General features: G+C 69.2%; 10 protein-coding genes and 2 tRNA genes. 8 read left to right on the top strand and 4 right to left on the bottom strand.

Annotation, left to right across the window (positions count from 1 at the left end):
- Positions 1-201 precede the first annotated feature (201 nt).
- The 7 genes from gyrB to ABZ321_RS06005 all read left to right on the top strand — a co-directional run bounded on the left by gyrB (position 202) and on the right by ABZ321_RS06005 (position 6,948).
- On the top strand, positions 202-2,145 hold the full coding sequence (gene gyrB, locus ABZ321_RS06035) for a DNA topoisomerase (ATP-hydrolyzing) subunit B (protein ID WP_344508485.1): 1,944 nt from the start codon (positions 202-204) through the stop codon (positions 2,143-2,145).
- 28 nt (positions 2,146-2,173) lie between these two features.
- A complete protein-coding gene (gene gyrA / locus ABZ321_RS06030) occupies positions 2,174-4,684 on the top strand; it encodes a DNA gyrase subunit A (protein ID WP_344508483.1) in 2,511 nt (836 codons plus the stop codon).
- A gap of 3 nt (positions 4,685-4,687) precedes the next feature.
- Positions 4,688-5,548 (top strand): DUF3566 domain-containing protein, encoded by an 861-nt coding sequence (locus ABZ321_RS06025; protein WP_344508481.1) that lies wholly within the window; start codon positions 4,688-4,690, stop codon positions 5,546-5,548.
- A gap of 127 nt (positions 5,549-5,675) precedes the next feature.
- A tRNA-Ile gene (locus tag ABZ321_RS06020) sits at positions 5,676-5,749 on the top strand.
- A 1-nt stretch (position 5,750) separates the two neighbouring features.
- The gene (locus ABZ321_RS06015; protein WP_344508479.1) at positions 5,751-5,879 is read left to right on the top strand and encodes a DLW-39 family protein; all 129 of its coding nucleotides are present in this window, start codon (positions 5,751-5,753) and stop codon (positions 5,877-5,879) included.
- A 26-nt stretch (positions 5,880-5,905) separates the two neighbouring features.
- Positions 5,906-5,981 (top strand) — tRNA-Ala (locus ABZ321_RS06010).
- A 208-nt stretch (positions 5,982-6,189) separates the two neighbouring features.
- Positions 6,190-6,948: a hypothetical protein gene (locus ABZ321_RS06005; RefSeq protein WP_354889659.1), complete on the top strand. Its 759-nt coding sequence runs from the start codon at positions 6,190-6,192 to the stop codon at positions 6,946-6,948.
- On the opposite strand, the gene ABZ321_RS06000 is transcribed toward ABZ321_RS06005, so the two are convergent.
- The 3 genes from ABZ321_RS06000 to ABZ321_RS05990 form a co-directional block, all read right to left on the bottom strand.
- Positions 6,926-7,441, bottom strand: coding sequence for a YbaK/EbsC family protein (locus ABZ321_RS06000; protein WP_354889718.1), 516 nt, complete (start codon positions 7,439-7,441; stop codon positions 6,926-6,928). The genes ABZ321_RS06005 and ABZ321_RS06000 overlap by 23 nt on opposite strands.
- Positions 7,441-9,147: a substrate-binding domain-containing protein gene (locus ABZ321_RS05995; RefSeq protein ID WP_354889657.1), complete on the bottom strand. Its 1,707-nt coding sequence runs from the start codon at positions 9,145-9,147 to the stop codon at positions 7,441-7,443. The genes ABZ321_RS06000 and ABZ321_RS05995 overlap by 1 nt, the downstream gene beginning before the upstream one ends.
- A gap of 91 nt (positions 9,148-9,238) precedes the next feature.
- The gene (locus tag ABZ321_RS05990; protein ID WP_344508473.1) at positions 9,239-10,000 is read right to left on the bottom strand and encodes an arginase family protein; all 762 of its coding nucleotides are present in this window, start codon (positions 9,998-10,000) and stop codon (positions 9,239-9,241) included.
- Here ABZ321_RS05990 and ABZ321_RS05985 point away from each other — a divergent pair.
- Positions 9,999-11,717 carry a tetratricopeptide repeat protein gene (locus tag ABZ321_RS05985; RefSeq protein WP_354889654.1) on the top strand — a complete coding sequence of 573 codons (1,719 nt, stop codon included), beginning with the start codon at positions 9,999-10,001 and terminating at the stop codon, positions 11,715-11,717. The two genes, ABZ321_RS05990 and ABZ321_RS05985, sit on opposite strands and share 2 nt — an antisense overlap.
- Here ABZ321_RS05985 and ABZ321_RS05980 read toward each other — a convergent pair.
- A complete protein-coding gene (locus ABZ321_RS05980) occupies positions 11,657-12,424 on the bottom strand; it encodes a DUF4184 family protein (protein ID WP_354889652.1) in 768 nt (255 codons plus the stop codon). The two genes, ABZ321_RS05985 and ABZ321_RS05980, sit on opposite strands and share 61 nt — an antisense overlap.
- Between the last annotated feature and the right edge of the window lie 69 nt (positions 12,425-12,493).

Below are 12,493 nucleotides of genomic sequence, written 5' to 3'. Positions count from 1 at the left end.
AGAGCGAAGGCTCTGAGAACCAGCCGACACATCCCCGCGTGCACGCGTCCGCGGTGTCGGCCCGCCGGTGGTCACGGCGCCCGTTCGGTGGGGCGCAGGCCACTTGCGTGCCCGCATCCGCGACCGTAGTGCTCGCACGACTCCGCACGAGACCCGGGGCGCCCTCCAGCGCGGCCGGCCAGTGCGAGAAAGCGACCGAGGGTGGTAGCAAACAAGCCCGAAGGCCAATACGACTCCTCCGCGATCACCGTCCTCGAAGGGCTCGAGGCGGTCCGCAAGCGCCCAGGCATGTACATCGGCTCGACCGGCGAGCGCGGCCTGCACCATCTGGTGTGGGAGGTCGTGGACAACGCCGTCGACGAGGCCCTGGCGGGCTTCTGCGACACCATCGAGGTCACGATCCTCGAAGGTGGCGGGGTCCGGGTCGTGGACAACGGTCGTGGCATCCCGGTCGACATCCACCCGAAGGAGCAGCGTCCGACCGTCGAGGTCGTCCTGACCGTGCTGCACGCCGGCGGGAAGTTCGACGGTAAGGCATATGCGGTCTCCGGCGGTCTGCACGGCGTCGGCATCTCGGTCGTCAACGCACTGTCTACGCGCATCGACCTGGAGATCCACAAGGACGGGTTCGTCTGGCGGCAGGTGTACCGCAACTCGGTGCCCGACCCGCTGCAGAAGGGCGAGGCGACCGACCGCACCGGCACCAGCGTGACGTTCTTCCCCGACGGCGCGATCTTCGAGACCCTCGAGTTCAACTACGAGACGGTCTACCGGCGCATCCAGGAGTACGCGTTCCTCAACCGCGGGCTGAAGATCGCGCTGCGCGACGAGCGCACCGACGCGCCCGAGGAGAAGCGGGAGGTCGTCTTCTGCTACGAGAACGGCATCGCCGACTTCGTCCGCCACCTCAACGCGACCAAGACGCCGATCCACCGCTCGGTGGTGGAGTTCGGCTCCGACGGCGAGGGCATCTCCGTCGAGATCGCCATGCAGTGGAACGAGTCGTATGGCGAGAGTGTCTACACGTTCGCCAACACGATCAACACGCATGAGGGCGGCACCCACGAGGAGGGCTTCCGCAGCGCGCTGACCTCCGTCGTCAACAAGTACGGCGCGGACAAGAAGCTGCTCAAGGGCGACGAGAAGCTCACCGGTGAGGACATCCGCGAGGGCCTGGCCGCGATCATCTCGATCAAGCTGACCAACCCGCAGTTCGAGGGCCAGACGAAGACCAAGCTCGGCAACACCGAGGCCCGCAGCTTCGTGCAGAAGGTGTGCAACGAGTGGCTGGTCGACTGGTTCGACCGCAACCCGGCCGAGGTCAAGACCATCATCACGAAGGCGTCCCAGGCCGCCCGTGCGCGCCTGGCCGCCTCGCAGGCGCGCAAGCTGGCCCGGCGCAAGTCGCTGCTGGAGTCCGGCTCGATGCCCGGCAAGCTGGCCGACTGCCAGTCCAACGACCCCCGGGTCTCTGAGCTGTTCATCGTCGAGGGTGACTCCGCCGGCGGCTCGGCCAAGCAGGGGCGCGACCCGCGGGTCCAGGCGATCCTGCCGATCCGCGGCAAGATCCTCAACGTCGAGAAGGCGCGTATCGACCGCGTCCTCAAGAACAACGAGGTCCAGGCGCTGATCACGGCGCTGGGCACCGGCATCCACGACGAGTTCGACATCGAGAAGCTGCGCTACCACAAGCTGATCCTGATGGCCGACGCCGACGTCGACGGCCAGCACATCCAGACGCTGCTGCTGACGCTGGTGTTCCGGTTCATGCGCCCGCTGATCGAGCTCGGCCACGTGTATCTCGCGGCGCCCCCGCTGTACAAGATCAAGTGGAACAAGAAGGGCGACGACGCGCAGTACGCGTACACCGATCGTGAGCGCGACGGCCTGATCACGCTGCGCCAGCAGAGCAAGCCCAACGCGAAGCCCGACGACATCCAGCGGTTCAAGGGTCTCGGTGAGATGAACTACCCCGAGCTGTGGGAAACGACGATGAACCCGGCGACCCGCATGCTCCGTCAGGTGACATTGGACGACGCTGCAACCGCGGACGAGCTCTTCAGCGTCCTGATGGGCGAAGACGTGGAAGCACGCCGCTCGTTCATCCAGCGCAACGCTAAAGACGTCCGGTTCCTCGACATCTGACCGTCGACACTGAGAAAAGGGATAAAGAGTGACGGAACCGACTTCCACTCCGGAGACCCCCGACGAGAGTGGTTCAGCGGTCGCGAGCCGGATCGAACCGATCGGCATCGAAGTCGAGATGCAGCGGTCCTACCTCGACTATGCGATGAGCGTCATCGTCGGGCGGGCCCTTCCGGACGTCCGTGACGGCCTCAAGCCAGTCCACCGCAAGATCCTCTACGCCATGTTCGACGGCGGCTACCGGCCCGACCGTGGTTACGTGAAGTGCGCCCGCGTCGTCGGCGACGTGATGGGTAACTACCACCCGCACGGCGATGCCTCGATCTACGACGCCATGGTCCGTATGGCGCAGAACTGGTCGCTGCGCTACCCGCTGATCGACGGCAACGGCAACTTCGGCTCGCCGGGTAACGACCCAGCCGCCGCCATGCGGTACACCGAGGCGCGCCTCGACCCGCTCGCCATGGAGATGCTGCGGGACATCGACGAGGACACCGTCGACTTCGTCCCCAACTACGACGGCCGGGCCCAGGAGCCCACGATCCTGCCGTCGCGCATCCCCAACCTGCTCGTCAACGGCAGCACCGGCATCGCCGTCGGCATGGCGACCAACATCCCGCCGCACAACCTGCGGGAGATCGCCCAGGCCGTCCAGTGGTGCCTGGACAACCCCGACGCCGACGAGGCCGAGACGCTCGACGAGCTGATCAAGATCGTCAAGGGCCCCGACTTCCCGACCAAGGGCCTCATCGTCGGCACGTCGGCCATCATCGACGCGTACCGGACCGGCCGCGGCTCCATCCGGATGCGCGCCGTCGTCGAGGTCGAGGAGGACGCCCGCGGGCGGACCATCCTCGTGGTCACCGAGCTGCCGTATGCGGTCAACCCCGACAACCTGGCCGAGCGCATCGCCGACCTGGTCAAGGAGGGCAAGCTCGCCGGCATCGCCGACATCCGCGAGGAGTCCTCCGGCCGCACCGGTATGCGCCTGGTGATCGTGCTCAAGCGCGACGCCGTCGCCAAGGTCGTGCTCAACAACCTGTACAAGCACACGCAGCTGCAGGAGACGTTCGGCGCCAACATGCTGGCGCTCGTCGACGGCGTGCCCCGCACGCTCAACCTCGCGCAGTTCGTGCGGCACTACGTCACGCACCAGATCGAGGTCATCGTCCGGCGCACCGCGTACCGGTTGCGCAAGGCCGAGGAGCGCGCCCACATCCTGCGCGGTCTGGTCAAGGCCCTCGACATGCTCGACGAGGTCATCGCACTCATCCGGCGCTCGCCGAGCGCCGAGGAGTCGAAGAACGGCCTCATGAACCTCCTGGACATCGACGACATCCAGGCCACCGCCATCCTCGACATGCAGCTGCGCCGGCTCGCCGCACTGGAGCGCCAGCGCATCTTCGACGAGCTGGCGAAGATCGAGATCGAGATCGCCGACTACAAGGACATCCTGGCCACGCCGGCCCGGCAGCGGCAGATCATCTCCGAGGAGCTCGCCGAGATCGTCTCCCGCCGCGGCGACGACCGGCGGACCCAGATCATCCCGTTCGACGGCGAGGTCTCCATGGAGGACCTCATCGCGCGGGAGGACGTCGTCGTCACCATCACCCGCACCGGGTATGCGAAGCGCACCAAGGTCGACCTGTACCGCTCGCAGAAGCGCGGCGGGAAGGGTGTCTCCGGTGCGACACTGAGGCAGGACGACATCGTCAGCCACTTCTTCGTCTGCTCGACGCACGACTGGATGCTGTTCTTCACCAATAAGGGACGCGTCTACCGGGCGAAGGCATACGAGCTGCCGGAGGCGAGCCGGGTCGCGAAGGGTCAGCACGTCGCCAACCTGCTGGCGTTCCAGCCCGACGAGCACATCGCGCAGGTGATCGAGATCCCGAACTACCAGGTGTCGCCGTACCTGGTCCTGGCCACCAAGGACGGCCTGGTCAAGAAGACCAAGCTGGAGGAGTTCGACTCCAACCGGTCCGGCGGGATCATCGGCATCAACCTGCGCGACGAGGACGAGCTCGTCGGCGCCGCGCTGCTCGGCCCGGAGGACGACCTGCTGCTGGTCAGCAAGCAGGCGCAGGCGATCCGCTTCACCGCAAACGACGACACCTTGCGCCCCATGGGCCGCGCGACGTCGGGGGTGATCGGCATGCGCTTCGCCGAGGGTGATGAACTGCTGGCGATGGAAGTTGTGCGCGAAGGGATGGATCTGGACGTGTTGGTGGCCACCGACGGTGGCTTCGCCAAGCGGACTCCCATCGAGGAATATCCGGTGCAAGGTCGCGGCGGCAAGGGTGTCCTCACCGCTAAAATCACGTCTCGTCGCGGCGGGCTTGTTGGCGCCGCGGTGATCTCTCCGGACGATGAGCTTTTCGCCATCACCTCAAATGGTGGCGTGATCCGGACTCCCGTGAAGCCTGTACGACGTACGCGGGATCGGAACACAATGGGGGTCAAGCTCATGGACCTGCCGGAGGGTGTGACCATCGTCGCGATCGCCCGCAACGCCGATGAGCCCGACGAACAGGACTAGTTGATGACAGACACACAGGCGAAGTCGGGGAGCGCCTCGGCAGCAACCGATGAGGCCAAGCCGGCCGGAGAGGCTGCCATGACGGGAACCGACTCGGGGGCGCCTGCCGCCGGCGGCGACGCCGGCGCGGTCAACGGGACCAGCACGCCCGGCGAGACCACCATCGGCGGCACGCCGAAGTTTCAGCGTGCACCGGGGATGGCCCCGCCGCCCGACTCGTTGACGGTGCCGATCCAGTCGCCTTCAGCGGCGGTGGGCAAGGCGGGCGTCACGACGCCTCCGCCGGTCACGCTCGGCGCCGGCGGGCCGGCGGCGCCCACCAGCGGCGCGGCGACCGGCACGGCCAGCGTCGCCGTCGCACGCGCCTCCGTGCGCCCGACCAACGCGGGCGCCACGCAGGCGCTGAACACGCCCGCGGCGGCGGTGAGCGGCTCCGCCCGCGTCACCGAGGCCGTCCGTGCCGCCCGCAAGACGGTCAGCTCCGCGGTCGGCCGCGGCCCGCGCCGGGCCCGGCTGCATCTCAAGCGCATCGACCCGTGGTCTGTGATGAAGTTCGCGTTCGCGGTCTCGTTCGTCCTGTTCGTCGTCGTGATCGTCGCCACGTCGGTGCTCTACCTGGCCCTCGACGCGATGGACGTCTTCAACAGCGTCAACAAGGCCCTTGCCGACATCGTGAGCTCCACCGGCGGCCAGGCCAACAACACCTTCCGCATCACCGCGAAGGGTGTCATCGGCGGCGCCGCCCTCCTCGGCGTGGTCAACGTGGTCCTCTTCACCGCGCTGGCCACCCTCGGCTCCTTCATCTACAACGTCTGCGCCGACCTGGTCGGCGGCATCGAGCTGACCCTCGCCGAGAAGGACTGACCTGCGTTTTCCCTCGCGGCGGGCGCTTCGACTCGCCGCGGGGGGAACCGGTTTGAGGCTTGGGTGTCGGGTGCGGTAACCTTCATCGTCGCGCTGATACGCCGCTTTTCGCGGGGATCGGTGTAACGGGGCTATAGCTCAGTCGGTTAGAGCGCAGAGCTGATAACTCTGAGGTCGCTGGTTCGATTCCAGCTAGCCCCACATGTGGAAAAAGGTGCTCGTGGTGGTCGCAGTCGTCGGTGCCGCTGCCTATGTCGCCAAGCGCGTGAAGACCGCAAGCGAGGAGCGCGCGCTCTGGCACGAGGCCACCACCGCACCTGACCTGCGCTAGGTCAACACCGAGGGATTCCCTCGCTCGGGGGCGTAGCTCAACTGGCAGAGCACCGCCTTTGCAAGGCGGGGGTTAGGGGTTCGAGTCCCCTCGCTTCCACCAACCGGCGCACTCTGCTCGCGCGCCTGTGGCGGGCTCGCCGGGGTGGTGTCAGCATTCCCCGCGCGGCCCTTCGGGCCGCTCCCCAGTGGGGGAGCTTCGCTCCACCCAACGCCCCCTCAAGACCAGTAGCTGGTGCTGCTGGTCTTTCGCCGTCCTATGGACAGTCCAGGCCGGTCACCTCGACGCAGTTGTCGGAGTACTGCCCGCCTTGCTGCTCCTGACCCAGGTCGCGCCGGGCAGGTCGACGGTCGCGCCGCCCTGCTCACCTGCCGGCTTCCTGTCTGCTGGGCGGCGTCTAGTGGGCGGGCATCAGTTCCCGCAGCTTGTCGCGTATGCCAAGGCCTCGTCACTGAGGCGTTCTGCTGCCTGGATCGCGGTGTCCCATGCGCTGCCGAACCCGAAGTCGATGACCACGGTGCGGCTCATCGGTTGGTACGGAACGCTCCTGCTCGCGAAGTCTGCCGACGGTCCTCTTCCGGCGTACCGGGGGGTGCGGCAGGCGTTCGGGTCGTGGTTCGCCACGCCGAGCAGAATGCGGGTGTTCGGTAATCCGCTCGGGCTGTACGACCTGGGCGACGGCTGGCAGCGGGTCGGGGTGCGTCCGTTCTACCGGGAGCGGCTGCGGTTGGCGGCAGGCGTCCAGGAACTGGCCGCCGCGACCGGGGCTCCGGTGCTGGCGGGATGGGTTTCCGAGAGCGTGTGTGCGCATCTGGAAGCCTGCAGCCCCGCAGGCGTGTCCGTGACCATGCACCTGCCCAACACCGACGAAGACTGTGGATACGAGCACCTGGACGGCCGGCCCGGACGGGTCGACCCACCCCGTGTGGTCGAGGGGTTCGAGGCTTGGGCTCACGAGGCCGGGCGGACCCCGGTGCCGGAGACCATGGCCGGACCCGCAATCGAGTCATCGCTATGGGGATTGACGTGGCCTGCTTCGACTGGGGTCAGCGGGCCAGGTCGGGGATGACCTCGGCGGTGGGGAGGGTGGCCAGGGCGGCGCCCGGGAGGACGATCTTGCTGCGGCGTAGGCCGCTGCCCACGATGACCCAGGGGACGTCGACGACGCGGGAGTCGATGAGGACGGGCCAGTCGGCGGGGAGGCCGATGGGGGTGATGCCGCCGTACTCCATGCCGGTCAACGAAACAGCGTCGTCCATGGGGGCGAAGCTGGCCTTGCGGACGTCGAGGCGCTTGCGGGCCACGCCGTTCACGTTGGCTCGGGTGGTGGCCAGGATGACGCAGGCCGCGTAGCGCACCGAACCCTCGCGTTTGCCGGCGACGACGACGCAGTTGGCGGATTGCTCAAGGGAGACGTCGTACGCGGCGCAGAACTCGGCGGTGTCGGCCAAGGAGGGGTCGATCGGAGCGACGAAGATTTCCGGGGAGTGCAGCGCCGCGAGGACCGGGGCGGCCAGCAGGTCCGGGGCCGAGGCGGCCGGGACTGTCTCCAGCTTGCCTATCAACGGCCGTCGTCCAGGGCGAGTGCCTTCATGAAGATGTCTCCGATCTTGGACGGGTCCTGGGCGATGAAGACCGCACCGCCCGTCGCGTCGACGATCTTCTGCATCTCGGCCTGGTTCACTTCGGAGCCGACGCCGATGATGATGATCTGCACCGGCTGGTCCTTGTTCTCCGCTTTTCGCAATGAGCTGACGAGCGTGTCGAGGGACATGCCGGCGGGGTTGTTGTTGCGGCCGCCGGTGATGACCACGACCGAGTTGCCGCGGGTGGGGTCCCAGCCCTGCTGGACCGACTGGTACGCGGCGAACACGGTGTCGTAGAGGTTGCTGCCGCCCTTGGGGTTGGGCTTCAGGCTGCCCAGCGCGCCGCGGAGCTGGTCGCGCTGGGCGTTCAACGGGCCGATGGGCACCAGCTGCTGGTGGCCGGTGGAGAACGACCAGAGGCCGACCGCCCAGCTCTCGGGGAACATGTCCAGGCCTCCGAGCGAGGCCTGGACGGCGATCTGTTGCTTGGTGAGGCCGCCGGCGGACGGGACGGCCGTCTTCATCGCCGCGGAGGTGTCGAGGACCGCCAGCATGCGTGACGGCTGGGTGATCTCGATCCACATCTGCAGCGCCGCGTTGATGACCTTCGGCTCCGGCACGGGGGTGACGGTGCCGCCGGTCGAGGCGCTGGGGCCGAGGGTCATGTTGGCGCCGACGCTGCCGTCGTTGGCGCGCAGCTGGTGCGAGGAGAGCATGTTGCGGAAGTCCGCCCCGGACAGCACGGCGCGGAACTGCTCCGCGGCGGCGGCCCGGTTGGGTGACAGGCGGGGCATCGCGGCGTACGGGTAGTCCAGCGCGATCGGCGCCGGGTCCGGGTAGACAGCGATGAGCGGGACCGCCGGCCCGGTCGCGTTGTACGCGTGCAGCGCCTGCTCCGACAGCGGCGCGAGCGTGACCGCGGTGGACAGGGTCCGCGGGTCGGCGTCGCGCGGGAACCGGGCAATGAGGCCCGACTGCTGCTCCGACTTTCCACTGGTCAGAGCCTTGATCGCGCCGACCGTCAGCGCGTCGCCCTCAGGGCCGAACTGGTCTCGTACCGACGCCATCGCCACCATCGTGGAGATGCCGACGGCGTCGTGTTTGGGGTCGACGATGCCCGCGGTGATCCGGGTGTCGCCGACGATCTGCTGCAGCACCTGCTTCCAGGTGAGCTTGTTCTCCAGCCAGCCGAGTGACTTCGCCGTCGGCTCCGGCACCGCCAGCACTATCGGGCTGCGCGCCAGCGACGGTGCGGCCTGCGGCACCAGGTCCTCGCGGGCGGCGCGCATGCGCTGAAGCCAGATCGAGGAGTCCGGGATCCACACGTGCGGCACCAGCGTCTTGCCGTCGGCCTGGCCGAGCGTGCTGATGGAGACGCCGTGCTCACCGGCGATCGCCGCGGCGACCTCCGATGCGCCCACGGCGACCACATCGACCGAGACACACTCGTTGTCGACCCGCGGCTCGGTCTTGATCCACCGATTCGCGGCGTCCTTGATGGCCGGCGCGATCTCCGGGTTTGCCGCGACTGACAGCCGCACCGTGCCCGAGCACCCCGCCGACGACATCACTTGGTAGCCGCCATAGACGGCCCCGATGACGACGAGGGGAAGGATCATGCCGGCGGCGAGTGCGACGAACCCGTTGCTTCTCAGGTCCGCCGCTGCGTGCCGTCCTCTCACGGGTACCAATATTCCCTAGATACGAGGTAAATGGGTCCCGCGTTCGGCTATTCGTCACACAAGTTCGCGCGACACGAGTACACTCTGCACCTCAATGATCACGTTGAGTCCGAAACTTGTTCGGATCCTTTCGGAAGCCTTTGCAGATCGTTTGGACGAACTCCCGCGCCTCGGCGCCGTTTCCGGGCCGCCAGGTGCACGCGAGGTCCACCGCGACCACCCTCCCCGTCGCGATGATCTCCTCCACCTTCGCGAGCACCGCCCCGAGCGACGGCCCGCCCGGCACGGGGAAGAGCAGACCGGGTAGCTCCGCCCCGTCCACCACGTCGAGATCCACATGTACGACCAGCGGGCCTTCCGGAAGTTCCAGGTCCTGCAGCCGGTACCGGCGGATCCCCGACCCCTTCAGGTATTCCTCCTCGGCCGGGTCGAGGTCCCGGGCGTCGACCAGCACGGCCCGCTCCTCGGCCAGCGCCCGGATCCCGAGCCGGTCGGCGATGAGCTCCGGCCGGTACCCCACCAGCACCCGCAACGGCATCCCGCCGATGTACCCCGAGGTGGTCGTCTCCAGCGTCTGCACATCCCCGTGCGCGTCGAACCACACGATCGCCGGATCGACCCCGCGCCGCTGCAGTCCGGCGACGGTCCCCAGCGCGGTGGTGCAGTCCCCGGAGATCACCACGGGCGCCTCGGCGCCGCTCACCTCGTCGGCGACCCGTTCGTACAGCACCGCCAGCCGCCCCCAGATGTCACCATCCTCGGGGAACTCGACGGTGACGGTCACGTCCGCCGGCTCGTCGACCAGCCCGTCCAGCCGCTCGTCCAGGTGGTAGGGAACGTAGATCGTGGTCATGCCCTCAGTCTCCCCCGACGTCGCCTGGGGACCGCCGCCGGTGCGCGGCCTGCCGGCCCGGGTCACCGTCCTGTCCGGCCCGTCCGGCGTCGGCAAGACCCGGCTCGCCGACGCGTACGCCCACCGGTGCATCGCCGACGGCTGGCCGCTGGTCCTGCGGCTGTCGGCCACGGACGAGATCAGCCTGCTGGTCGGCCTCGACCAGGTCGCGGAGTCGCTCGGCGCCTGGGACGCCGGCTCCGACGTGTCGCGGACCGTCCCGGCGGCGCTCACCCTGCTCCGCGATCATCCCGGCCCGGTGCTCATGGTCTACGACGACGCGCCCGACATGGATCTGGTGCACCGGTGGCGGCCGTACTTCGGCGCGATCCACGTCGTCGTCACCACACGGGCCGCGGTCCCCGGCGCCGTCGAGCTGGGCGGCCACCCGCCGGCGGACGTGCCGCCCGCCCTCGCCGGGCTCGCCGCGCGGGTCGATCACCACCCCGAGGCGCTGGCGATCGCGGCGGCGACGTGCGGGCCGGGGCGGCGCTTCCCGGCCCCCGACGACCATCCCGGCACCGACGTGGTCCGTCTCGCGCACGAGTCGCTGTCTCCCGAGGTGTACTGGCTGCTGGAGTGCCTCGCCGTCCTTGCGCCGTGCGGCATCGACCCGCGGCTGCTCGGCGGGAAGCAGCCCCTCGACGTGCCGCCCGCGCTCGCGACGGTCACCGCCGACCGGGTCACGCTCACGAACTTCGTCCGGCACGCGATCGCCGCCCGCAGCCGCGAGCTGGGCCGGGCCGACACCGTGCTCACCCACGTCACCGGCGCCCTGGCCCGCATGGTCAAGCGGATCGACGGATCAAGGGCCGCCGCGGCCGAGCTCGCGCTGCATCTGGAGGCGGCGTTCCTGCACGGCGACACCGCCACCGCCAAGACCCGCAAGCGGCTCGTCCACCTGCGCAGCAAGAGCACCGACCTGCTGCTGCGCAGCCACAACACCAGCGCCGTCGACACGCTGGGCCCGGCCATCCTGACCGACGCGACCTTCGTGCACGGCAATGTCGCGCACGGCGACCTGGTCTTCGCCCACGCCACCCTCAAGCGGGCCCGCGAGGCGCTGCGCTACCCGGCCGACACGCTGCGGGCGGCGCGGGACCAGGTCGCGGCGGCGACCCGGGTGCTCGGCCCGTGGCACTTCGAGACGCTGGACCGCCGCGTGACGCTGGGCATCGTGCTGCGGCGCCAGTACGCGTTCGAGGAGGCCCTGGCCGTCCACGCCGCGCTCCTGGCCGACTGCCGGGCGGCCCTGGACGCCGATCATCCCGACACGCTGGAGGCCCAGTACCAGGTGGCCGTCGACCATCGGCTGCTCGGCCGGCTGGACGAGTCGGAGCCCCTGTTCGAGCACACGTACGCCGCCCGCCGCCGGGTCCTCGGCCCGCACCACGTCGCCACCTGCTACAGCGGCGAGTCGCTGGCCCTCGACTGGCTGGAGACCGGCCGCGTGGACGAAGGCATCCAGCTCCTTTCGCAGGTGCTGGCCGACCAGTTGGCGTCGGCGGCTCCTGTACCGGAGTGCATCGCCAACATCGAGCACAACCTCGCCGACGCCTACCGGCTCGTGGGCCGCCACGCGGAGGCGAAGGTCCTGTATCAGCGGTGCATCGCCGGCTACCCGCGCGGAGGGGTCATGGAGCTCATGGCGCGGGGCGGGTTGGCCGCGCTGCGCTGAGTCCCGCGGGTGGAGACGACGGCCGCGGCGGTGAGCAGGGCGAGCATCAGGGACGTGATGAGCCGGACGATCACGATGTGCGGGCCGTGGTACCCGAGGTGCCACGTCACCAGGGCGCCGGCGGTGAACACGGCGGCGGTCGTCGGCCAGAACAGCTTCGGGGCGGGCTTGACCGGCGGTGGCGTGCCGTGCCAGTCGCGGAGGAGGCGGTGGCTTCCGGCGTACCAGATGAACAGCGGCGTCAGGAGCAGGGAGGCGTAGTCGCTGGTCTGCCGCACGGCGAACCACGAGGTCAGCGGGCCGGGGTGGGTGACGAGGTCCCACAGCAGGTGGCTGGCCACCCCGATCGCCGCCGAGCTCACCGTGATCCACCACCGGTGGCGGACCCGGCCGAGGACGCCGTAGTCGCGCGCCCAGCCGCCCTTGCGCCCCAGGTGCGCGGCGACGGCCGGGGCGCCCAGGCGGATGAGCCAGGCGACGAGCAGCGCGACCGGCACGCTGAACCACAGCGCGCCGAAGAGGTGGTCGGGCTCGTAGCCCCAGGCGTGCACGGCGTGCCGCGGCGCCGGGACCGGGAGCCGGTCGAAGAGGTAGGCGGTGTCGGGCGCCGCGGCCCCGGCCACCAGCGCGACGCCGTCGAACCACCTGGGCCGCCACAGCTTCAGCGGCAGGACGGCGAGCGGATGGGTCGGCAGCGTCGAAGGCAAAGGTTTTCCGCTCCTCGTGTCGAAAGGGTTCGTCGTCGTTCGACGCGTCATTGGAACCCAACCTTAAGG

The organism is Dactylosporangium sp. NPDC006015, from assembly GCF_040614215.1.
Classification (GTDB): domain Bacteria; phylum Actinomycetota; class Actinomycetes; order Mycobacteriales; family Micromonosporaceae; genus Dactylosporangium; species Dactylosporangium maewongense.
The sequence above is the reverse complement of the archived record's forward strand: the minus strand, read 5'-3'. Positions and strand labels throughout refer to the sequence as shown.